The sequence below is a fragment of the Hymenobacter polaris genome, from assembly GCF_012927305.1.
GTDB lineage: Bacteria > Bacteroidota > Bacteroidia > Cytophagales > Hymenobacteraceae > Hymenobacter > Hymenobacter polaris.
Genome location: NZ_JABBGH010000003.1, coordinates 356462 through 379613 on the forward strand (window position 1 = coordinate 356462; position 23152 = coordinate 379613).

Below are 23152 nucleotides of genomic sequence, written 5' to 3' on the forward strand. Positions count from 1 at the left end.
TTAGGCTTCTCTGCTACGCGAAGAGCCCCGACCATCCGGTCGGGGCTCTTTTGTTTATTAAGGAGCGCAAAAGTGCCTAGGGCTAGCTTATGCTTCTGAAACTGCCCTAGGGCAGCCGGCCAAAGCCTAAGGGGTTATTCGACGGAGGTGGCGGGCGTGGCGGTTTCCTGCTGGTCGAAGTAGTTGAGCAGTACCTTGGCTTTGGCTTTGCCTACTTCAGCTACCAACTGAGCTTCGGTCAACTCCTTGATTTTTTTAACTGACTTAAACTTGTTGAGTAGCTTATCGGCCGTGACGGGGCCTAGGCCCTTCACGTCGGTTAGCTCGGTTTTGAGGGTGGCGGCGTCGCGCCGCGAGCGGTGAAACGTGATGCCGAAGCGGTGCACCTCGTCGCGCATGCGCTGGAAGAGGCGCAGGCTTTCGCTTTTCTTATCGATGTAAAGCGGCAGCGGGTCATTGGGCACGTAAATCTCCTCCAGGCGCTTGGCAATGCCGATAACGGCCATCTGGCCCCATAAATTAAGGTCTTTTAGCGCCTTCACGGCCATGCTGAGCTGGCCCTTGCCACCGTCTACAATTACCAGCTGGGGCAGGCTAGCGCCCTCGTCCACAAGGCGGCGGTAGCGGCGCGTCACCACCTCATACATCGTATCGAAGTCGTTGGGGCCTACTACCGTTTTCACGTGGTAGTGGCGATAGTCTTTCTTGCTGGGCCGGGCGTTGCGAAAGCATACCATGGCCGACACCGGATTGTCGCCCTGAAAGTTGGAGTTGTCGAAGCATTCGATGTGCTTGGGTAGCTCGGTCAGGCGCAGGTCTTTTTTTATCTGCTCCATGATGCGGACCTCGTTCACATCCTTGCTTTTCTCGTTCATGCTTTCCTTTTCCTTGCGGGCGTATAGCACGTTCTTAATGCTCAGCTCTAGTAGCTTACGCTTGTCGCCAATTTGCGGCTGGGCGATGCTGACGCCGGGAAGCGGCAGGTCGCCCACGGGCACGTTGGTCAGAATTTCCCGCGCCTCGCTGGCAAACTCCTGGCGCAGCTGCATGATGAGCGGGGCCAGAATTTCGGCGTCGGTTTCGTCGAGCTTCTTGGTTAGCTCCAGGTTTTGGGTGAGGATGATGCTGCCATTCATCACCTTGAAGTAGTTGACGAACGCCGCCTTTTCGTTGGAGGCGATGCTGAACACGTCGATGTTAGTTAGCGAAGCATTCACAATTGTGCTCTTGGCCTGGAACTCATCAAGCTTATCGAGCTTCTGCTTGAACTGGTGCGCCAGCTCGTACTGCATTTCCTGGGCCGCCGCGGTCATCTTCTCGCGGAAGTACTGCCTAGGCAGCCGTAAGTCGCCGTTCAGAATCTGGCGAATCTGCTGAATATATTGCTGGTAAGCTGCCTCGTCCTCGTTGCCCACGCAGGGGCCTTTGCAGTTGCCGATATGGTATTCTAGGCACACCTTAAACTTGCCAGCCGCTACGTTCTCGGGGCTCAGGTTGTAGGTGCAGGTGCGCAGCGGGTACAAGGCCCGAATCAGCTCCAGCAGCACGTTGAGGGCGCCCTGGTTGGCGTAAGGGCCGTAGTACTGACCATCGTCGGGCTGCTTATTGCGCGTAGGAATGAGGCGCGGAAAGCGCTCGTTAGTTAATAGTAAATAGGGATAGGTTTTGCCATCCTTCAGCAGGATGTTATACTTGGGCTGGTGCTGCTTTATCAGGTTGTTTTCCAGCAAGAAAGCGTCCGATTCCGAGTTGACGATGGTAAACTCAATGCGCTTGATGTTCTTGACCAGCTGCTGGGTTTTCTTGTTGTGGTCCTGTTTGGTGAAGTAGCTGCTCACGCGCTTACGCAGGTCCACCGCCTTGCCCACGTAGATGATGCCCTCGTCGTCGTAGTAGCGGTACACGCCGGGCTGGTGCGGCAAGTGGCTTATTTGTTCCTGGAGTTCGGGTTTGGCTGCCATAGACCGCAGATTTAACGGATTTAACGGATTGCGCGGATACGCTTGGCTGCGCCAAGCTGGCTACGCGGACGTAAGATGAAAAGAGGGCGGCTTTGACACGCTAGTGGCCCTAGGGCTAGGGGTAGCCGCCTGGGTTAAACGCAAAACGGCTGGCAAAAGTAGCCAGCCGTTTAAGAGTACATTGCTTAAAGCCTACGTCATCCGCGTAGCCAGCTTGGCGCAGCCAAGCGTATCCGCGCAATCCGTTAAATCCGTTAAATCTGCGGTCTTAGATGTCCTTGTCGTCCAGCACGTTGGCTTTAGGCTGCTGCAGGCGCTGCTCGTAGGGGATGCTATCCTGCTGCGTGGCGGGGCCGCGGTACTGCGAGCAGTCGAGTTGAATGGTGAGCGGCTTGCTGGGCAGGGGGAAAGGGCCGGTGTCAATATCCAGCGACTTATCGCGGTATACCTTCTGCATAAACAGGCCGTAGAGCGGCAGCGCCAGGCGCGCCCCTTGCCCGTAGGCGCCGGTGCGGAAGTGGATGCTACGGTCTTCGCCGCCCACCCACATGCCGCACACTAGGTTAGGCGTCAGGCCCATAAACCAGGCATCGGAGTAGTTAGACGTAGTGCCCGTCTTGGCCCCGATGGTGGTATTGAACTTGAAGCCCGTGTGCAGGATGGTGCTGGTGCCGCCCGGCTCGGTGGTACTGGCTTGCAGCATGTTGGTCATCACGTAGGCGGTTTCCTCGCTCAGGGCTTCCTTGGTTTGGGCCACGAAGCGGCGCAGCTCGTTGCCGTTCTTGTCCTCGATGCGCGTCACCATAATGGGCTGGGTCCACACGCCCTTGTTCACGAACGTGCCGTAGGCGCCCACCAATTCATAGATGCTGCAGTCGGACGAGCCGAAGCCCACCGCCGGCACCGCCTCAACGGGCGAACTGATGCCTAGGCGCTTGGCGTAGGCTACTACCGTTTCGGGCCCCAGCTTCGATACCAACCAGGCCGTTATCGAGTTCATGGAGCGGGCCAGGGCCTGCCGCAAGGTGAAGGTGCGCCCCGAAAAGCTGCCCTCAAAGTTGTGCGGCGTGTAGGCCGGGCGGCCCGCCACGGCCGGGAAAGTAGTGGGCACATCGGGCCTAGGGTAGCAAGGCGAATAGCCCTGGTCGATGGCCGCCGTGTACACGATGGGCTTAAACGTAGAGCCCGGCTGGCGCTTGCCCTGCTTCACGTGGTCGTACTTGAAGAACTTGTAGTTGGGCCCACCCACCCAGGCTTTGATGTAGCCATTGAGCGGATTCACCGCTAGGAAGCCCGCCCGCAGGTAGCGCTTGTAGTACGCCAGCGAGTCCATCGGCGACATCATCACCTGCTGCTCGCCCTGCCAGCTAAATACCGTCATGGGTATCTTGTGGTTGAGGTAGTAGCGCACCGAGTCCTTGTTGCCCTCGTAGCGCTCGACCAGCGACTTGTAGCGCTGGGTGCGGCGCATGGAAGCCTCCAGAAAGCCCGGAATCACGCGGCCGTTCTCGTCGCGCCAAGGCAACTGGCCTTTCCACTGCGCCGAAAACCACTTCTGCTGCAAGGCCAAGTGCTCAGCCACCGACTTCTCGGCGTAGGCCTGCATCCGCGAGTCGAGGGTGGTGTAAATCTTCAGGCCATCGGCGTACAGGTCGTGGTCGGTGTCGCGCGCCCAGGCTTGCAGGTACTTAGCCACCTCGGTGCGGAAGTAGGGGGCTAGGCCCTGCACCGGGCTCTCTACCGAGTAGTGTAGCACAATGGCCTTGGTGGTATCCTGGCGCAGCTCGGCGGCGGGCAGGTAACCATATTTGCTCATTTGCCGCAGCACCCAGTTGCGGCGCCGCTTCGAGCGCACCGGGTGCAGGGCCGGACTAAAGCGCGAGGGCGCGTTCACGATGCCCACCAGCGTAGCCGCCTCGGGCGTAGTCAGCTGCTTGGGGCTTTTGTTAAAGAAAGTTTTGGCGGCTGTATTGATGCCGAACGCGTTCGAGCCAAAATCCACGGTGTTGAAATACATCCGCAGAATTTCGCGCTTGGTGTAGTTGCGCTCGAGCCGGATGGCCAGCAGCCACTCCTTGGTTTTGGTGATAAGCAGCCCCAGCTTGCCGGACCCGTTAAGGGTGCCGTCGTTCAGGTCTTCGCGGGTGCGAAACAGCACCTTGGCTACCTGCTGGCTGAGCGTAGAGCCGCCGCCCGCCCGCCCTAGACCCTTCACGGCCCGCATAATGCTCTTGGGGTCGATGCCCGAGTGCTGCTCAAAGCGCACATCCTCCGTGGCAATGAGCGCGTCGATGACGTTCTGCGGCAAGTCCTGGTACTCGATGGGCGTCCGGTTTTCGCGGAAGTACTTGCCCAGCAAAACCCCATCGGCCGAGTAGATTTCCGACGCCAGCTCGCTCTTCGGGTTTTCGAGCGAGTGCAGGTTGGGCATGCGCCCGAACAAGTTCAGGAAGTTGGCGTTGACGGCCGCCACGTAGAGCACCAGCGCTACTAGGCCCACACCAAACAGCCACCATAGCGTGCTGGTAAAGGCCTGAAACCGCCCCGGCCGCGCCGGTGCGGGCTTGCGCCGCGCCGCTGGGCTAGGGCGCGGGCGGGCAGGAGTAGGAGGAGTGGGCATGAGTAGTAAAGAAGGATAAAAAATTGAGCAGCAAAAAGTTGCTAAGTAGCGCGTTGCCAGCGGCCGCGGGCTTAGGCCCTACTGGCCGGCCACTGCCAATGCGGAGCGTTGGCGCCGCCAGCCGGCCTAGGGCTGCTGCCTAGCAAAAAGTATGTCAACTTAATACCCGCTACCAGCTATTGGTAAACCTGCTGGTAGAATTGCTGGTAGCCGGCCACGTTGCCGCCGCTCTGCTCTAGCAAACCGAGGTTGGCCAGGCTGATAACGACCGTTTCGTAGCCCTGCCCCCGCAGCCGCGCCAGCGGCGACTGCGGCCCGCGCAGCTTGGTGGCGTAGCTCTGGGCCACCTTGGCGCTGGGCAGCGCGCGCACCACCACCATTTCCTGCCCGGTGCCCAGGTCCTGCGCCGGCTGCACCTGCAAGCCAGCCGCCCTGAAAAACTTGTTGTCGTAGGTGGTCAGCGCCGCGGCCAGGTCGCCCACTGGCGCCTGGCCCTTCGGATACACCAGCACCACCGCGTGGGCCGCGCTCAGCTGGGTAGTGTACGCTACCGCTGGCGCCGAGGTAGGCGCTGGGGCCGGGCTGGGTATACCCGTAGTGGCGGGTGCGGCCGTTGGCGCGGGCGTGCCGCTGGCTACCGGAGCCGCGTTAGTGCCAGCAGGTGCCGCTGGGGTGTCGGCACCAGTAGTTGTAGTAGAAGGCGTCGGCGTGGGGTCAGGTTTGCCTTTCGTTGGCTTACTAGCCCGGCCCTTATTTGGAGCAGTAGGCGCGGCAGTGCTAGGCGCGGTAGCAACAGGTGCGGCTATAGCATCAGCGGGCGCCGGGGCTGCTGGGGCCACTACGGCCGGGGTCGGCGTAGCTGTCGCCGCTGGGGCGGGGCTAGGGGCCGGCGCAGGAGCTACGTCGATGTAGGGCGACTCGTCGGCGCCGTACACGATGCGCATGCGGTTCTCCACCTCGCCGGGCCGGAACTGCGACACTCCTGGCTTTTCGGTGGAGGCCATGGCGCCGGCTAGCTGCCCGGCATCGGCTTTTTGGTAAGCGGCCCCTAGGGCCTGCGCCTGGGCCACCAGTGGGCTATCGGCAAAGTCCTTGATGAACTGCTGCACGCTGGCGCGAGCCGCGCCCGGTGGCTGGGTGCGCACGGCCAGCAGCAGCTTCAAGTACGCCACCCGGTCGGCCAGGTCGCTCTTGGGGTACTGGCGCTCCAGGTCAGCAACTGCCGTCTTGGCCTTGGCAAACGACTGCTCTTTGTACAAGTCAAACGCCGCGTCGAGGCGGGCGGTTACGGCGTTGTGCAGGGCGCGCTCGTGCTCGCGGTACTGCGGGTCGGCAATCAGCCGGGCATACGTTGAAGTGGGGAAATATTCCTGCAAAGCCGCCGCGTACTGGGCCGCCTTGGCCGGGTCGGGCAGGTCCTTGTAGTAGAGGTACAGCAGGTAGTCGGCATCGGGGGCGTGGGCACCCCTAGGGTAGCGCTGCACCTCGCCCGCGTAGGTTTCGTAGCCGCGCTGCTTTTCCTTCAGCAACTCCTTGTAAATGCCGCCTAGCTCGTACATCGCGCCCTCAATCTGCTGGTTCGAGACTTCCAGCTTAGCGGGCGTGTCGGGCAGGGCTTGGCGATACTGTGTGGCCAGGGCTTTTTGCTCGGCCAGCGGGTCGGGCGGGCCGGCGGTGCCCGGCTGGCCGGTGGTGCCGGCCACGCGGGTTTGGTCATTGCCGGTCAGGCTTACCGGCGCGCCGCCGTTGGCGGGGTCGTTGGGCGAGCTGCTCGGCGTGTTCAGGGTGCGCCAGTTGTCTTGCAGCTTGCGGTCGCCCCAGCGCCGGATAAACTCGGTGCGCGCGGTGGCCAGGCTGGTGGGGTTGTCGAAATACCAAAGCGCTCCCGAGGCCACCGCGTTCAGTGGGTCGGTGGTGCCGGGGTTGGCGGCCGTGCGCTGGTCGCCGGTAAAGGCTGGCGCCGTGCCCGTAAAGCCTGCCGGTGAGCCCGTAATATTATTCACTGCCGCCGCCTGCTGGCGGGCGGCGGCTAGCTGGGCGGCCAGGGCCTTGGCCTCAGCTTGGCGCTTGGCCTCAATGGCGGCGGCGGCGTAGGTCGTCAGGCGCTTGTCCAGCTCATCGGCGGGCAGCTTGGCCAAGGTTTGCAGGCTGTCCTGGGTTTGAATAATAGTGTACTGCTTGGCGAAGTCCTTCAGAATGTCGCTGCGCTCCTTTACGCTGGCATACAGCGAATTATCTTTGGGCATGGCCGTGGCGGCGCTGTCGTAGTAAGCGGCGGCTAGCGGGTACTTCTGCAGGTTCTCGTAGTAAATGCGCCCCGCCAGCAGGTAAGTATAGCCCTTTTGGTACTTGCTGGGGCTAGGCACCTTGGCGGCCGGCCGCAGCAGGGCCAGCGCCTCGGGGTATTTCTTCTGGCGATACGCCAGGCGCGCCTGCTGGTAATAGATGCGGTCGCGGTACTCCTTGTTTTTTTCGTCTTTCAGCAGGGCGGCAAAGTACTTGTCCAGCCGCGCCGTGTTCTGCTGGTCCAGGTCGCTCACCTCGGCCAGTAGCAGCTTGGTATTAAAGTCTAGCTCGTAGGGCGGGTTACGCTTCAAAATCTCGTTCAACTGCTCGGCCGCGGCTTTTTCCTGCCCCTGGCCCTCGTACAGCTGCGCCAGCAGGTAGCGCGTGCGCGAGCGCTCGTTTTTTGCTGGAATGAGTGGAATAGCCCGTTCCAGCATCGGAATAGCCTCCTTAGGCTCGCCAGCTTGCAGGTAGTAGTTGGCCCGCGTCAGAAACAGCTCGCGCGCGTCCTTGGGCAGGCCGCGCTCCTTGTCCAGCAGCGCCGACACGGCGCGAGCATCATCGGGCCGCTTCTGCTGCATAAAGGTGCGCATTAGCCCAATCAGCGCCTCCTGCTTGGCAATGGGGTCGTGGCTGGTGCTGTTCACGTACTTAAACGTCAGCTCCGCATCGTCAAACTCCATCTTGTAAAACCGCGCCCAGCCCACCAGCAGGTAGGCATCGTCGGTCCAGTCCGACCCCGGCCGGTGCTGAATAGGCAGCGAGGCCTTCTTCACAATGTCATTGAGGTCGGCGCGGGTGGCGCGCACCGTCGTGCTATCCAGGGTAGGGTAGAGGGGCAGCAACTGGTTGTAGTCGTTGGCGCGGCCCTTATATAAGGTAGCTTCGGTGGCCCACAGCTTCTCGCGGGCCAAAAAAAAGCCGTTGTCGCGCGCCGCCACATTATTGAGCGCGTGGCTCACCAGCGACTTATCCGAGGCGCACGCCACCGCACCCGCACTCAGCAGCCCTAGGCCCAGCCAGCGGCAAAAGGTCGAAAATAGCGTAGGTTTCAACGGCAACAGCATAAGGAAATACCAGCAGCGCAACGCCGCGCCCGGCCCGAAATGTTCGCCGGGCTCAGCCTTAACGGGCGGCAACTCGTAAAATTACGCTGGTCTCCGCCATGCCCCCGGCTTTCGTTCACGCTCGCCTCACCCACCCCATGTCCACTACGCCGCCCCCCACCCCACCCGAATCGGAAGAAACCCTTGCTACCCGCTCGGCGCTGGCCCGCTACTCCGGCATCGCCGTGCAAATGTTCGCCATCATCGGCCTCAGCGCTTGGGCTGGCGTGTGGCTCGATGGGCACTTCCACACCCAAACGCCCTGGTACACGGTCGGCCTCACGCTGGCGGGCGTCACGCTGGCGATGGTGCAGGTTATTCGCTCGGCCAGCCAGCCTTAGCCCTCCACCTACCGACCTTTGCCTACTACTAAGGCCTAGGGCAGGCCCGCAGTCGCTTAGTTAAGCCGGCTGCTTTAGCATCATTTGCACCACAGGTTTTTGCCAATGACTTCCCGTTTTTTCACCCAGTTCTTGGCCTTTAGCCTGGCTTGCTTTGCCGTATTGGCGGGCCTAGGCGCCGCCTTTGGCACAGCCGTAGTGCATCCGCTGGCGCCCTACGTGCTGGCTGCCATTTTGCTGCTTACCCTATTAGGGTACGGCCTCACTGCTTGGGCCGTGCGGCGCAACCCCGACCACTTTTTAGGGGCCTATTTTGGGGGCGTAGGGCTCCGCTTAGTATTGGGCATCGCCATTATTTTGCTGTACTTTTTTCGGGATGGCCGGGCCGAAACCCACGGGCTGCTCACCTTCCTCGGGGTCTTCTTCCTGGCCTATTTCCTGTGCGCTGGCTTTGAAATATGGGCTATTTTTAGTAACTTGCGCCCGTTTTCAGCGAGGCAAAGCTCAAAAGACGACTGATTTATCGTCGAGCTTGCAATTTAAGCTAATTTGAATGAAGCGGTTACTCACTCTTTTTCTTTGCCTGTTCACGTTCGCCGGTTTCGCGGCCGAGCCCACTGAAGGGGGCAAGAAAGGGGAAGCGTTCAATCCGGGCGAAGTGATTTTGCACCACGTAGCCGACTCGCACGAGTGGCACTGGTTCAGCACTGACAACGGCAATTTCGTTACCTATTTGCCCATCATCGCCTACCAGCCAGGCAAGGGACTTTCTGTATTTTCGAGCAAACACGTTGCGGAAGGCGAAACCTACGGCAATTTCAAGCTCAATGGTGAAAAACTCGTGACGCTAGATGGTAGCAAGGTCTACGATTTTTCTATCACCAAAAACGTGGCTGCCTTAGCCATGAGCAGCCTGGTATTGGTCATCGCGTTTGCATCGGTAGCCAAGTCCTATGGCCGCCGTCGGGGCCAGGCACCCAGCGGCTTACAGTCCTTTCTAGAGCCTTTCGTAATCTTTATTCGCGATGAGGTAGCTATTAAGAGCATTGGGCCCAAATACGAGCGGTACATGCCGTATCTGCTCACTGTCTTCTTCTTTATTTGGTTTAATAACCTGTTGGGGCTCACGCCTGGTGCAGCCAATCTCACCGGCAACGTGGCCGTTACGGCTACGCTAGCAGTTATCACGCTGCTTATCACGCTGTTTAGCAGCAATAAGAATTACTGGACGCACATATTCTGGACGCCTGGGGTGCCGCTGCCTTTGCGCATCATTATGATTCCAGTGGAACTAGTAGGGGTTATCGTAAAGCCCTTCTCGCTCATGGTGCGTCTGTTTGCTAACATCACGGCGGGCCACATCATTATCCTGAGCTTCATTAGCTTGATTTTCATTTTCCGTTCGGCTTGGACTGGTTTCCTGTCGGTGCCGTTCGGCTTGTTTATCAGCGTGCTGGAGTTGCTGGTAGCCTTGCTGCAAGCATACATCTTCACTCTACTAACCGCCATGTACATCGGGGGCGCAGTAGAAGAGCACCACGATGATGAGCATCACGCTGGCCACGAGCATGATGACTATGGCTTCGCGGAACAGCGCCAGGGTGGTTCTAACTTCGGGCATTTTGAGCGTCCTGGCGTAGCAGCTGCGCACTAATTCCTTGGCTGGACCGCCAGATGGTGGTAAGCCTCATTTCCTCAATTCTCAAGTTTTTCTTTTCTCATTTCTTTTTTTACCATGCTTCTCTCGTTGTTGCTGCAAGTTGTTAATTCGGTTGGTTTGGCTGTAATGGGTGCCGGTATCGGTGCCGGTCTGGCTATCATCGGCGCCGGCCTAGGTATTGGCCGCATCGGCGGTAGCGCTATGGAAGCCATTGGCCGTCAGCCAGAAGCCTCAGGTAAAATTCAGACTGCCATGCTTATCGTAGCCGCGCTAATTGAAGGTGCAGCTTTGTTTGCGGTCGTAGTCTGCTTGCTTATCGCTCTGAACTTGAAGTAAGCGCGTTGAGAGGCCCGGCCGGCTGGCTTCCTGCCCCTCGGGCGGTAGGAAAGCTAGCCGGCCGGGCTTTCCTTCAGTTTGCTTAGGTAGCTGGTAGGTAGCTTAAGAGAAGCTGCCTAGCTAGCGCAGCAAGCAACTTTACTACTGCTGCTTAGTGTTGAGCTGCTCTATTGTCCCAGCTACCGGCTCGCTTATTTACCCCTGATTTTTGCCATTCTTATGGAACTCATTACCCCCGAATTAGGGCTGATTTTCTGGCAAACCCTCATCTTCCTCATCCTACTTGCCTTGCTGGCTAAGTTTGCCTGGAAGCCTATTCTCGGTTCGCTGCGCGAGCGCGAGCAGGGTATTGAGGACGCCCTCCGCCAGGCCGACCGTGCCAAGGCGGAAATGCAAAGCCTAAAGGCCGACAACGAAAAGCTGCTGGCCGAAGCCCGCCGCGAGCGTGACCAGATGCTGAAGGAGGGCCAAGCCATGGCTGCGCAAATTGTGGAGCAAGCCAAAACCACCGCTTCCGAAGAAGCCGCCCGCGTGACCCAACAGGCCCGCGAGTCAATTCAGCAGGAGAAAAACCAGGCTTTAGCTGAAGTGCGCAATACTGCTGCTCAGTTGAGCGTGGACATTGCCGAGCGCCTGCTGCGCCGCGAGCTGACGGACCCTAGTGCCCAGCAGAAGCTAGTTGACGAATACCTGAAAGACGTAAAATTAAACTGAGTTGCTAGCTATTAGCTGTTAGCTGCCAGCCACCCTAGGCCGGCAATAAAGCTGATAGCTAACAGCTACTAGCTATCAGCTAACCAAAAAATGGCCGACCAACAAGTAGCCGCCCGCTATGCCAAGTCGCTGCTCGACCTGGCCCAGGAGCAAGGCACGCTGGCAACCGTGAAGCAGGATATGGACTTGCTGGCCAAGACTATGTCGGAAAGCCGCGACCTGCGGCTGCTGCTGCGCAATCCCATTGTGAAACACGACAAGAAACTCAGCATCTTAAATGCGGTGTTTCAAGGCAAAGTATCGGAAACACTGCTGCGCTTCTTCCAGATTGTGACCAGCAAAAACCGCGAGGCTACGCTGGAGCACATTGGCGACGAGTTTCTGACGCAGTACAACAAACTGATGAGCGTGCAAGTAGCCGAGGTAACCTCGGCAGCCCCGCTCACGCCCGCTGCCCGCGCCGCCGTAGAGAAAATGGTGAAGGAGCAAAGTGGCCAGCAGGATGTTTCGCTCACCGAGAAGGTGGACGCCTCGCTGATTGGTGGCTTCGTGCTGCGCATCGGCGACCGGCAGATTGATGAATCGGTGAAAGGAGGACTGCGCCGTTTGCGCACCTCGCTCACTGATAAGACTTACATTCCCAGCCTTAATTAGATTATCCCAATGGCAGAAGTACGCCCGGACGAAGTATCCGCCATCCTGCGGCAGCAGCTGTCCAACTTTAAAACGGCCGCCGAGCTGGAAGAAGTCGGCACGGTGCTCCAAGTCGGCGACGGCGTGGCCCGCATCTACGGCCTTTCGCACGCGCAGTCGGGCGAGTTGATTGAGTTTGAGAACGGCCTGCAAGGGCTGGTGCTCAACTTGGAAGAAGACAACGTAGGTGCCGTACTGCTCGGCGATTATTCCGAGATTCGGGAAGGCGCTACGGTGCGCCGCACCAATAAAATCGCCGCTATCCAAGTTGGTGAGGGCATTGTGGGGCGCGTAGTAAACACCCTAGGGCAACCCATCGACGGTCGCGGTCCCATCCAGGGCCAGACCTATGAGATGCCTCTGGAGCGGAAGGCGCCCGGCGTAATTTTCCGCCAGCCCGTTACCGAGCCGCTGCAAACCGGCATCAAGGCCATCGACGCCATGATTCCGATTGGCCGCGGCCAGCGCGAGCTAATTATCGGCGACCGCCAAACCGGCAAGTCAACGGTGGCCATCGACGCCATCCTCAACCAGCGCGAGTTCTTTGAGCGCGGCGAGCCCGTATTCTGCATCTACGTAGCTATCGGTCAGAAAGCCTCGACCGTAGCGCAGGTAGTAAACTCGCTTACCAAGGGTGGGGCCATGGACTACACCGTGGTGGTATCGGCCTCGGCTTCGGACCCCGCGCCGATGCAGTTCTACGCGCCGTTCACGGGCGCCGCTATCGGCGAGTACTTCCGCGATACAGGCCGCCCGGCCCTCGTAGTGTACGACGACTTGTCGAAGCAGGCCGTGGCCTACCGTGAGGTGTCGCTGCTGCTGCGCCGCCCGCCGGGCCGCGAGGCTTACCCTGGCGACGTATTTTACCTGCACAGCCGCCTGCTGGAGCGCGCCGCCAAAATCAACGCTTCGGACGAAATTGCGCGCAACATGAACGACCTGCCCGAAAGCCTGAAGCCGCTGGTGAAAGGCGGTGGCTCGCTAACGGCGCTACCCATTATTGAAACGCAGGCTGGCGACGTATCGGCTTATATCCCAACCAACGTAATCTCGATTACTGACGGGCAGATATTCCTCGAAACCAACCTCTTTAACTCTGGCGTGCGTCCCGCTATCAACGTGGGTATCTCGGTGAGCCGCGTGGGTGGCAACGCTCAGATTAAGTCGATGAAGAAAGTGTCTGGTACGCTGAAGCTCGACCAGGCACAGTTCCGCGAGCTAGAGGCATTTGCCAAGTTTGGCTCCGACCTCGACGCTTCGACCAAGCTCACCATTGAGCGAGGCCGCCGCAACCTGGAGATTCTGAAGCAGCCCCAGTTTTCGCCGGTGAAAGTGGAAGACCAGGTAGCCATCATTTATGCGGCTACCAACGGCCTGCTCGACACCGTGCCTGTAAACCGGGTGCGCGAGTTCGAAACGGAGTTCCGCCAGGTGATGCACGCCCGCAACGCCGATGCCCTAGCCGCCCTGAAAGCAGGCAAGCTGGACGACTCGGTGACCAATGCCATTCGCCAGACGGCGAAGGACGTAGCCGCTGGGTACGCTTCAAAATAAGCTTCTAGCTGCTGGCCGTTAGCTACTGGCTTTTTCTACGGAGAGAAAGCAGAGCTAACGGCCAGCAGTTTGTGTTATACAGAGTTATATAGAAAAGCTATCGGCCAGCAGCTACTAACTGCATCAAAGCCACCGCTAACAGCTCAAAAGAATGGCATCGCTCAAAGAAGTTCGCTCCCGCATTCAGTCGGTATCGAGCACCCAGCAGATTACCAAAGCCATGAAGATGGTGTCGGCGGCTAAGCTGCGGCGCGCGCAGGATGGGGTAACCCGGTTGCGGCCCTACGCCCAGCGCCTTACCAGCATTCTAGCTAACTTGACCCGCACCACCACCGATGAGGTCGTGAGCGAGTATGGGGTAGCGCGTGAGGTGCGGCGGGTGCTGATTATTGCCATCACGTCGGACCGGGGCCTAGCCGGGGCGTTCAATTCGAACGTGTTTAAAGGGGTGACTGCCCTTATTGGGCAGCGCTATGCCAACTTGCCGCGCACCAATATTTCGATAATGGCCATTGGCAAGAAGGCGAACGATTATTTCTCGCGCCGCGACCTAAAGCTCGTGGGAGACTACACGCACGTCTTTTCGCAACTTTCGTTCGATACGGTGCGCGTGGCAGCCGAAGAAGCCATGCGCGGCTTCACCGAAGGCAGCTACGATGAGATAGTGATGGTATATAACGAGTTTAAGAACGTAGCTACCCAGATAGTGCAAGCCGAGCAGCTGCTGCCGCTGGTGCCTACGCCCGTGCCGGCCGGCACGCCCAGCGCCAACGAGGCTGCCAATAGCATCGACTACATCTTTGAGCCTAGCAAAGAAGAGATTATCCGCTCGCTGATTCCGCTCAGCATTAAGACGCAGCTTTATAAAGCCGTCTTGGAAAGCAACGCTTCGGAGCACGGCGCCCGCATGACGGCCATGGATAAAGCCACCGACAACGCTGGCGAGCTACTAAAATCGCTGAAGCTGACCTATAACCGGACGCGTCAGGCGGCCATTACAACCGAGATTCTCGAGATTGTGGGCGGCGCTGAGGCGCTGGCGGCCAGCCGCTAGCCTAGAAGCTAGGCAGCAGCCTAATTGAAAAAGCCCCGCGGTAGCAATACGGCGGGGCTTTTTAGGTAATGAGGTCTGCTTTTGCCAGAGGCAAGGCCAGCAAATCAGCTTAGTTAAAGGCCGGGGACTGCTGCTGTTCAAGGAGTTTGGTGCAGTAATTTGCGGAATGAAACTGCCGCTGCGCTGGAAAGGATATGGCGTGCTCTTATTACTACTGCTAGGGCCTTGTGGCGTAGGAAAGGCCCAGCCTGGGCAGCCGGCGACCACCGAAATAAACGCGGTGCCCGATAGCTTGCTGCGCTTGGCGCTCACTAACTCGCTTCCCGACACAGCCAAGGTAAACCGGCTAAACGCCGCTGCTTTTGCGTTGCGCATCAACCGCTCGCTACTAACCCGGCGGCTTGCCAAGCAGGCTTTTAACCTGGCGCAGACCCTAGGCTACCAAGTGGGAATGATTAATGCGAACTTGAACCTTGGTTATTACTACCGGGGCTGCAACAAGTATGACTCCGCCCTTTACTATACCCACGCGGCTATGCGCACGGCCAAGCAGCTGCACCGGCAGTACGACCTGACGCGCGGCCTGTATAATATCGCCCGCGTCTATTCGGAGCAGGGCAACTATAGTAAGGCGCTGGCTTACAATATGGACGGGCTGGCGTTAGCGCGGGCTATTCATAACCCTAAGGCCGAGTTATTTCAACTCATTGAGCTGGGCTTGATTGGCTGCGCGTTGGGCGAGTATTCTACCGCGAGCAAGCAGTTTGAGCAAGCAATGCTGCTGGCCCAGCGCCTGAAGGACTACGTTGGTATGGGCCATGCGTATAGCGGCCTCGGTGACCTCAATCGCCAGCAGGGGCGCTGGAGCCTGGCCGGATACTACTATACGGAAGCAGCGGCCAGCTACCGCCACGTGTTTAACGACACCGGCTTGCTATCTATTGAGCTGAGCGTGAATGATATGGTAGGCCGCCAGGGAAATCATGCCGCCGCCCGGCGGGCAGCGCAGCACCTGATGCGGCAAGCCCGGGCCGCCTCGCTGCCTGGGATGGTGGCCCGCGCCCAGCTGCTGATAGCTAGAGCCTGCCTGGCGGTTGGTCAGCCAGATAGCGCGCGCTACTATGCAGTGCAAAGCCTAGCTACGGTGCAGCACAGCGGAGTAAAATCTGATGCCCGCGACGCGGCGCTGATTTTGGCGCAGGCGACCTCGCAGCTAGGTCAGTGGCAAGCTGCCTACCGCTACCAGGTGCTGGCTGGCGCCTATGCCGATAGCCTGACTGGGCAGGCTACCCGCCGCCGGGTGGCGGGCCTGCAAGAGGCGGTAGCCCGCAGCCGCCAGCAGGCCCGCTTGCGCTTGCTGGGGCAGCAAGAGCGCCTACGGGCGCAGCAGCAGGAGCTACGTAACCTGCGCCGCCACCAGCAGCTGCTAGTGGCGACTGCCTTAGCGGCGCTGGCACTGGCACTGGCAGCCTGGAGCCTCTGGTACTACCGCCGCCGCGAAAACCAACGGCTGTTGGCGCTGCGCACCCGCATTGCCGCCGATTTGCACGACGAAGTGGGTAGCGTGCTGACGCAGATTTCGATGCAAAGTACGCTCTTGCGCGAGGGTAACTATACCCCTACCCAGCAGCAAATCTATCTCGACCAGATGGTGGACGCCAGCCGCCTGGCCGCCCGCCAGCTCAGCGATGCAGTATGGAGTATTGATGCCCGGTACGACTCAGCCGCTAGCCTGCTTGACCGCCTGCGCGACCACGCCTACGAGGTGCTAACTCCTGCCGGCTTGGAAATACTATTTGCCGCCGACCCCGTGCTGGCCGACACTACTATTCCACTGCCCGTGCGCCAGGCGCTTTATTACATCTACAAGGAAGCGCTGCACAACGTGGTGAAGCACGCGCAAGCCCAGCAAATACGGGTGCGCCTGCGTCTGCTAGGCCCCCTGCTGGAGTTGGAGGTATGCGATGATGGCCGAGGTATCGCGGCAGTGCCCCGCGTCGGTGGCCAGGGTCTGCGCAATATGCGCATGCGCGCGGCGGCCGTAGGCGGCTCTGTAAGCGTAGTTACCGCCGCTGACGTTGTTATGCCGGGTGTACAGCTTACCGCGCGCCTGCCGCTTAGTAAGCGTGCGGCTTAGCAGGTAGCTCAACCAGCTTTTTCGGAAACGTTTGCGGGCTATAAGGGCTTAATTATAAGCTAGTGGAAAAGTAAGCGGTAGTAGTAATATTTATGAGGATGCAGCGCGGTAGTTATTTGGCCATAATAAATATGGCTTGATAAAATAGTACTTTTTAAGTGGATGCCAACGGCTTACTGCTGGGGTTTAGGACGAATATCACATTTTCATGTGATACCGGCATAAGGTATTTAATTCGACCTTTGTGCAGTGATGATTACTCTCGGCATTATCGAAGACCAGCAAGCTATCCGGGAGGCGCTTTGTAGCTATCTCGGCGAGCAGCCGGACATCGACTGTGTGCTGAGCGTAGGCTCGGTGAGCGAGTTTGCGGAGCAACTAGACGGGTTGGTTGCCAAGCCCACGTTGGTGCTATCCGATATTGGCTTGCCGGTACTATCAGGTATTGAAGGGCTGGCTCTGTGGCAGCAGCGCTTGCCCGATGCTGCCGTGGTGATGCTCAGCATCCATACCGATGCCGAACGAGTATTTGAAGCCCTGCGGGCTGGCGCGGTGGGCTACCTCGATAAGATGACGCCCCTGCCTATGCTGGCCGAGCTGCTGCGGCAGGTGGCCGCTGGGGGCTCGCCCATGAGCCCGAGTGTAGCCCGCCACGTTATCCGGCACCTGTGGCCAGCCCGCCAGCCCACCGACACCACGCTCACCCCGCGCGAAAAAGAAATTGTGCGCGGTATTGAAGATGGCCTCAGCTATAAGTTGATAGCCGACCGGCTCAGCGTCAGCATTGATACGGTACGCACGCACATCCGCCAGATTTATCGCAAGCTACACGTCAACTCCAAGGCTGAAATTATCAGCCGCAGTTGGGCCCGGTCGCGCGAAGCAGGTTAAGCTACCACCCCTATTATTTCTCCTTTTCCTTTCACCAAGTAACCGAGCCAATGACCAATGACTGATTCTTTGCCCCCCTTATTGACTGGCCAGTGCGCCGTGCGCCAACGCGAAGTGGATAATGCAGTGCTGGTGCAAACGCTGTGTGGGCGCCAGCTGACGGCCACTATCTACGAGCAGCTGCGGCGCTACGTGTTGGGCGAGCTAACTCGCGAGCAGGCCTTTGCCAGCTTCTACAGCCGCCGCTAGGCACCGCCTCAGTTCCTTATACTACTCCAAATACAAAAAAGAAGTACTGACTTACAACCAGGTTAATAAAAAATAAAAAAAGAGATTTCTACGATATTTTGCTCTGAATCAAACTTTGCTTTGCTGCTAACCAGTTGTTGAGGCCCTCGCTGCACCCGCGGCGGGGGCTTTTACGTGGGCGGCGCGGGCCAACCTTGGCAGCGGTATTTTTGCGCGGCAATGCGTTACTTCATTCACTTCGCCTACGATGGCACGGCTTACTGCGGCTGGCAGGTGCAGCCCGGCGTGCCTACCGTGCAGGCCGTGCTCGACAAGGCCCTAGGGCAGGTGCTGCGCCAGCCCGTGCACACCGTGGGCAGCGGGCGCACCGATACTGGCGTGCACGCCAGCCACCAGGTAGCGCACTTCGAGGCCGAGCTACCCCTAGGGCTGACGCTGGAGCTGCTGCGCTACCGCCTCAACCGCGCCCTGCCCCCCGATGTGCAGGTGCTGCGCGTGCACGAGGTAGGCTCGCATGACCACGCGCGCTTTTCGGCCGAGGCGCGCACCTACGAGTATTTCGTGAGTTTGCGACCCGACCCCTTTCGGCGCGACCAGGCGCTGTACCTGGACCGCGCGCCCGACGTGGCCGCCATGAACGAAGCGGCCAGCTACCTAGTGGGGCAGTACGACTTCACGGCTTTCTCGAAGGTAAAGGGCGGCGAAAACCACTATGTCTGCTACCTCTACGAGGCGGGCTGGCACGACGACCCGCGCCAGCCGGATGGCCTCGTGTTTCGCATTCGTGCCAACCGCTTTGTGCGGGGCATGGTGCGGCTGGTGGTGGGTACCCTGCTCGACGTGGGCCGCGGCAAGCTTACACCCGCCGAGTTTCAGCAGGTATTGTACCGCCAGCAGCGGATTGCGGCCAGTGGCGCAGCGCCGGCCAAAGGGCTGTATCTGAGCCGGGTAGAGTACGCCGCTGGCATCGTGCCGAATGAATTGGGTTTCGTTGACCCAGCCCATCCAGCATAAAAAAGCTTGTTAAGTTCTATCGCAAGTAGATTGGCCAGTATAAAATAGCCTAAAAGCAAGGTGCCTGCTACGCGGTATTAGTCAGCGGTTCGTCGCGATACAGGGCATCAATCAGTTTCTAATGGCTTTGGCGGTATCGGGGTTGATAGTTTGGGCGAGGCCTAGGCAGGCCGCCAAAAGCAGCCCCTGATAAAAGCAAATGGGTAGCAAGGGGTATAGCGGCGCGGAGAGATAGGCTCTGGCCCGTCCCTAGGCCCTAGGCCTTATGCCGGCGCGAAAGACTTTCCGCGCCCGACCTTTGTTAGTACCCCAACGACTATGAACCCAACCTCTGCTACCAAAACCGGCCAGGTATTCGACTGGCTGGTGCTGCGCCGCCTGCTGGCCTACGCCCGGCCCTACCGCGGCGCGTTTATCGGCCTGATTTTTCTCACGGTAGCCGCCGCGGTGCTAGGCACCGTGCGCCCGGCCCTCATTCAGCGCATGGTAGATGTGGACATCAGCAACAACGACTGGGTGGGGCTGAACCGCTCCACGGTGTGGCTGCTGGTGCTGCTGCTGGTCAACACCCTGGTGAGCTACCTCCAAACCTACTACGGCGGCTGGCTGGGCCAGTACATCGTGCGCGACATTCGCACCGACCTCTACCGGCACCTGCTCAGCCTCAAGCTCAGCTTCTTCGACCGCACGCCCATCGGCGTGCTCGTGACGCGTAATATTTCCGACGTAGAAACGCTCTCCGACGTGTTCAGTGAAGGGCTGGCGGCGATGGTGGGCGATATCCTGCAAATCGTATTCTTGATGGCGTTCATGTTCTGGACCAACTGGCAGCTGGCGCTGGTGAGCCTCTCGGTCATCCCGTTCATGCTGTTCAGCACCTACGTGTTCAAGGAAAAGGTGAAAGTGAGCTTCCAGGAGGTGCGCAACGCCGTAGCCAAGCTCAACAGCTTTGTGCAGGAGCACCTAACGGGCATGAATGTAGTGCAAATTTTCAACAATCAGGAGCGAGAATACCGCAAGTTTGAGGCGATAAACCAGGAGCACACCAAGGCCAACATCAAGTCGGTACTCTATTACAGCATCTATTTCCCAGTGGCCGAGGTGCTAGGGGCCATTGGCGTGGGCCTGCTGGTGTGGTACGCCGCCCAGGGCCAGATTGAGGGCAGCATCTCGAAGGGGGCGCTCATTGCCTTTATCATGTATAATGCCCTTTTCTTCCGGCCTATTCGCCAGATTGCCGACCGCTTCAACACCCTGCAGCTGGGCCTGGTGAGCACCGAGCGCCTGCTGAAGCTGCTCGACAGCCACGACCTGGTGGCTACCTCCGGCACTGCCCCCGTGCCCCAGCTGCAGGGCGACGTGCAGTTCGACCACGTGTGGTTTGCCTACAAAGACGCCGAAGCCGAGCAGGTGCCCGAATGGGTGCTGCGCGACATTAGCTTCCACGTGAAGCCGGGCCAGACGGTGGCTTTCGTGGGGGCTACCGGCGCGGGCAAAACCAGCATTATCAACCTGCTCTCGCGCTTCTACGACATCCAGCAGGGTCACATCCGCGTCGATGGCCAGGACCTGCGCGATTACGACCTAAGCCAACTGCGCCGCCAGATTGGCGTGGTGCTGCAAGATGTATTCCTTTTCGCGGGCTCTATCCGCGACAATATCACCCTAGGCAACCCGGCCATTGCCGACGAGCAGATTTGGGAGGCGGCCACGCTGGTGGGCGCCCGGCGCTTCATCGAGCGCCTGCCCGGCGGCCTCGACTACCACGTGATGGAGCGCGGCGCCACGCTCTCGGTGGGGCAGCGCCAGCTCATTAGCTTCGTGCGGGCGCTGGTCTACGAGCCGCGCGTCATTGTGCTCGACGAGGCCACCTCGTCGGTTGACAGCGAAACGGAGGAACTCATCCAAACCGCCATTGACAAGCTCATGGAAGGCCGCACGGCGCTGGTTATTGCCCACCGCCTCAGCACCATTCAAAAAGCCGACCGCATCATTGTGCTGGACCGCGGCGAAATCAAGGAAACCGGCACCCACGAGGAACTGCTGCGCCAGGGAGGCTACTACGCGCAGCTATACCGGATGCAGTATGCTGGCAATGAAGAGCTAACAGTCAGAAAAGAGTAGTACGACAGTGCCCGCAAGCCGGCCAATAGTTTTTACTCTTTATTGCCTGTTCATCACGTTTGCTAATGCGTTTTCTCTTTCCCCTCGTATTGCTTTTCACTGCCCTTGGGTTGAGTATCTATGCCTACCTAGGGGGGCTGCACAGCCCCACGGTGGCCCTCGAAACCACCGTGGCTCCGGTGCTGCTGGCCGGCCAGCCCTTCGCGGGCAAAGCCAGCGAGGCGAGCTTCGGCGAGCTGTTTCGCGCGGCCAAAACCACCCAGGATGCCCGCTCGCTACCCGCCGCCCAGGCCCTGGCCAACCTCTACTACAACGACCCCGAGGCGGCCCACGACAGTATTCGGGCGTTTGTGGGCTTGCGCGTGGCCGACACCCTAGGGCGCTTGCCGGCTGGCTGGCGCTACCGCGTGGTGCCGGCCGGCCGCCGCACCATGCACGCCCGCATGGTAGGAACTAGCTTCTTGCTGGCTCCCGGCAAGCTCTACAGCGCTGCCGAGCAGGGCCTCAAAGATTTGAAGCTGACCAAGCAGCCGCCCTACCTCGAGCAGTTTGGCCCGGGCGATAGCAGCGAGTTGTGGCTAGGAGCAAAGTAGGGGCTAGTGCCAGCCCCAGGGAACAGTGGCGCTCAGGCTAGCCTGCCAGCCCGAAAACTCACCCGCTGCGCCCAGCCCGCTGGTGCCCGGCAAATACTGGTAGCCCAGCCGCGACGATAGCCAGAACTCGCGGCCCACTTTGTAAGTAAGGCCCGCACCGCCCTCCAGTAGCGGGTGTACGCTCAAGAACACGGTGGCTGCGTGTTCGCTGCGCCCATATTGGCCATAGCTTACTACCGTTTGGTCGCGGTCGTAGAGCTGCACTGCCCCCGCCCCTAGGCTGCCCACGGCCTCCAGGCGCCAGCGCTGGGTATTGAGCAGCTGGTAGCGCACGTTGCCAGTAAGGGTCTGGATGCTGAGCGCCGGGCGGGTCGCGTCGTAGCCATAATTGGTAGCGCTGCTGCGGGCGGCGCTCAGCCAGCCGCGGCCACCCACCGTCAGGCGTGGCGCCACGGCCCGCCCTATTTCTACGCCAAATCCCGCGTAGGCACGGCCCTCCCGGTCGGTAGTAGCCCCTAGGCTCGCCAGCAGGGCCAAGCGGTTGGTTTGCTCGGTGAGGAGCCGCTTGTGGTGCAGGCAGTGGCAGCAGCAAGGGCAGTGCCGGCCGTGGTGCGCGGTGCGCCGGGGCAGCGAGTCGGTAGCAACCGGCGCAGTTTGGGCCAGCGCCGGGCCGGCCGCGGCCACCGCCAAAAGGGTAAGTAGGTGTTTCATCGGGAGAGGGAAGGGTGCGCCGTGCCGAACAAGCCACTGACTGGTAAAAGATACTGCCAATCAGCGGCTTATTAGGTAAAATTCCCGTGAAATCCCACAAAAAAGGCCGCCTCTATCGTTAAATAGAGGCGGCCTTTTAATTGCTTGGTCGGGGTGGCAGGATTCGAACCTACGACCTCGTCGTCCCGAACGACGCGCGCTACCGGGCTGCGCTACACCCCGAAAAACGCGGAGCCGATGGGGTCGGCTCCGCGTCGGGAAATCCAATCTGGTAAAAGTTGGCCTTAAAAAAAGCCCCCGGCCCGAAGGTCGGGGGCTTTTTCGTGGGGCAACTTGTCCCTTGGTCGGAGTGGCAGGATTCGAACCTACGACCTCCAGCACCCCATGCTGGCGCGATACCAGGCTACGCTACACCCCGAGGGAGATTGGGAGCGCAAAGGTAGCCAGAAAGTTGGAAATAGCGCAAGCCCTAGCTCTTTTTTTCTGCAAAAAGCAATGCCTGGTTCTCCTCCACTCCCAAATAAGCAGGGCTATACGGTGGCCGGTCACCCTTCACAGGGTGTATATTTACTCCGAAAACTTGGCGTTACTTCTATTCTTATGAAGCAATTATTTTTTTTAGCAAGCGTAGTGCTCCTGGCCCCCGCCAGCCTGTTGGCCCAAACCAAGCCGAAGGTGGCAGCGAAGCCACCCGTGAAAGCCGCCGCCGCGAAAGCCACCCCGGCGGCCGCCCCCGCCAAGGCCACCGCGGCCGCCCCTGCCACAGCAGCGGTGGCTAGCGCTATCGACCCAGCCGCCGCGCCCGTGCCCATTCCGCTAGCCCCCGTTACGCCCCCAGCCGACCCTAACGCGCTGAAAATCAAAACGGAGGTAAATCCTATCTCGCACCTGCTCACGGTGCGCTGCGATGCCCCCGGCCCCACGCGCATCGAAATAAACGACAAGGAAGGCCGCCCCATCCTGACCAAAAACACCTTGGTCGGTACCACGCCCGTTACGCTTAATGTGGCCACCCTGCCGGCCGGCCCCTACGTGGTGCGCTGCACCGCCGGCGACAAAAAGGGCACCCGCCTGGTACAGATTAATTAGTGACTAACTACTAATGACG

General features: G+C 59.7%; 19 protein-coding genes and 2 tRNA genes. 15 read left to right on the top strand and 6 right to left on the bottom strand.

All coding sequences use genetic code 11. The annotated features are described in order from the left end of the window. Window positions 1-134: 134 nt before the first annotated feature. The 3 genes from uvrC to porW all read right to left on the bottom strand — a co-directional run bounded on the left by uvrC (window position 135) and on the right by porW (window position 7922). Window positions 135-1961 (bottom strand): excinuclease ABC subunit UvrC, encoded by a 1827-nt coding sequence (uvrC, locus tag HHL22_RS17930; RefSeq protein ID WP_169532775.1) that lies wholly within the window; start codon window positions 1959-1961, stop codon window positions 135-137. A gap of 268 nt (window positions 1962-2229) precedes the next feature. After that, entirely contained in the window at window positions 2230-4581 is a 2352-nt protein-coding gene (locus tag HHL22_RS17935; protein WP_169532776.1) for a penicillin-binding protein 1A, read from the bottom strand. Between the two features lie 176 nt (window positions 4582-4757). Then, window positions 4758-7922, bottom strand: coding sequence for a type IX secretion system periplasmic lipoprotein PorW/SprE (porW, locus tag HHL22_RS17940; protein WP_169532777.1), 3165 nt, complete (start codon window positions 7920-7922; stop codon window positions 4758-4760). Between the two features lie 149 nt (window positions 7923-8071). Between porW and HHL22_RS17945 the strand changes: the two genes are divergently transcribed. The 14 genes from HHL22_RS17945 to HHL22_RS18010 all read left to right on the top strand — a co-directional run bounded on the left by HHL22_RS17945 (window position 8072) and on the right by HHL22_RS18010 (window position 21333). Then, window positions 8072-8314 carry an AtpZ/AtpI family protein gene (locus HHL22_RS17945; protein ID WP_169532778.1) on the top strand — a complete coding sequence of 81 codons (243 nt, stop codon included), beginning with the start codon at window positions 8072-8074 and terminating at the stop codon, window positions 8312-8314. A 105-nt stretch (window positions 8315-8419) separates the two neighbouring features. Further along, on the top strand, window positions 8420-8833 hold the full coding sequence (locus HHL22_RS17950; RefSeq protein WP_169532779.1) for a hypothetical protein: 414 nt from the start codon (window positions 8420-8422) through the stop codon (window positions 8831-8833). A 34-nt stretch (window positions 8834-8867) separates the two neighbouring features. Next, a complete protein-coding gene (gene atpB, locus HHL22_RS17955; protein ID WP_169532780.1) occupies window positions 8868-9968 on the top strand; it encodes a F0F1 ATP synthase subunit A in 1101 nt (366 codons plus the stop codon). A gap of 81 nt (window positions 9969-10049) precedes the next feature. After that, window positions 10050-10310, top strand: a complete 261-nt coding sequence (gene atpE, locus HHL22_RS17960) for an ATP synthase F0 subunit C (RefSeq protein ID WP_068338359.1) — start codon at window positions 10050-10052, stop codon at window positions 10308-10310. Between the two features lie 219 nt (window positions 10311-10529). Then, entirely contained in the window at window positions 10530-11024 is a 495-nt protein-coding gene (locus tag HHL22_RS17965) for a F0F1 ATP synthase subunit B (RefSeq protein WP_169532781.1), read from the top strand. 90 nt (window positions 11025-11114) lie between these two features. Beyond that, complete coding sequence (gene atpH, locus HHL22_RS17970) at window positions 11115-11678, top strand: ATP synthase F1 subunit delta (RefSeq protein ID WP_169532782.1); 564 nt, start codon at window positions 11115-11117, stop codon at window positions 11676-11678. Window positions 11679-11687: 9 nt separating this feature from the next. Beyond that, entirely contained in the window at window positions 11688-13271 is a 1584-nt protein-coding gene (gene atpA, locus HHL22_RS17975; protein WP_169532783.1) for a F0F1 ATP synthase subunit alpha, read from the top strand. A 151-nt stretch (window positions 13272-13422) separates the two neighbouring features. Beyond that, window positions 13423-14325: an ATP synthase F1 subunit gamma gene (gene atpG, locus HHL22_RS17980; RefSeq protein WP_169532784.1), complete on the top strand. Its 903-nt coding sequence runs from the start codon at window positions 13423-13425 to the stop codon at window positions 14323-14325. Between the two features lie 166 nt (window positions 14326-14491). Beyond that, window positions 14492-16462 carry a tetratricopeptide repeat-containing sensor histidine kinase gene (locus HHL22_RS17985; RefSeq protein WP_169532785.1) on the top strand — a complete coding sequence of 657 codons (1971 nt, stop codon included), beginning with the start codon at window positions 14492-14494 and terminating at the stop codon, window positions 16460-16462. A 252-nt stretch (window positions 16463-16714) separates the two neighbouring features. Next, the gene (locus tag HHL22_RS17990; RefSeq protein ID WP_241738217.1) at window positions 16715-17353 is read left to right on the top strand and encodes a LuxR C-terminal-related transcriptional regulator; all 639 of its coding nucleotides are present in this window, start codon (window positions 16715-16717) and stop codon (window positions 17351-17353) included. A gap of 57 nt (window positions 17354-17410) precedes the next feature. Then, entirely contained in the window at window positions 17411-17602 is a 192-nt protein-coding gene (locus HHL22_RS17995; protein WP_169532787.1) for a hypothetical protein, read from the top strand. 219 nt (window positions 17603-17821) lie between these two features. Then, a complete protein-coding gene (gene truA / locus HHL22_RS18000) occupies window positions 17822-18616 on the top strand; it encodes a tRNA pseudouridine(38-40) synthase TruA (protein ID WP_169532788.1) in 795 nt (264 codons plus the stop codon). A gap of 318 nt (window positions 18617-18934) precedes the next feature. Further along, window positions 18935-20740, top strand: coding sequence for an ABC transporter ATP-binding protein (locus tag HHL22_RS18005; RefSeq protein WP_169532789.1), 1806 nt, complete (start codon window positions 18935-18937; stop codon window positions 20738-20740). Between the two features lie 65 nt (window positions 20741-20805). Further along, window positions 20806-21333, top strand: a complete 528-nt coding sequence (locus tag HHL22_RS18010; protein ID WP_169532790.1) for a hypothetical protein — start codon at window positions 20806-20808, stop codon at window positions 21331-21333. 3 nt (window positions 21334-21336) lie between these two features. On the opposite strand, the gene HHL22_RS18015 is transcribed toward HHL22_RS18010, so the two are convergent. The 3 genes from HHL22_RS18015 to HHL22_RS18025 all read right to left on the bottom strand — a co-directional run bounded on the left by HHL22_RS18015 (window position 21337) and on the right by HHL22_RS18025 (window position 22462). Beyond that, entirely contained in the window at window positions 21337-22044 is a 708-nt protein-coding gene (locus HHL22_RS18015; protein WP_169532791.1) for a hypothetical protein, read from the bottom strand. Between the two features lie 145 nt (window positions 22045-22189). Beyond that, window positions 22190-22266 (bottom strand) — tRNA-Pro (locus tag HHL22_RS18020). A gap of 119 nt (window positions 22267-22385) precedes the next feature. Continuing rightward, window positions 22386-22462 (bottom strand) — tRNA-Pro (locus HHL22_RS18025). A 182-nt stretch (window positions 22463-22644) separates the two neighbouring features. Here HHL22_RS18025 and HHL22_RS18030 point away from each other — a divergent pair. Beyond that, window positions 22645-23133: a T9SS type A sorting domain-containing protein gene (locus tag HHL22_RS18030; protein ID WP_169532792.1), complete on the top strand. Its 489-nt coding sequence runs from the start codon at window positions 22645-22647 to the stop codon at window positions 23131-23133. Window positions 23134-23152 lie beyond the last annotated feature (19 nt).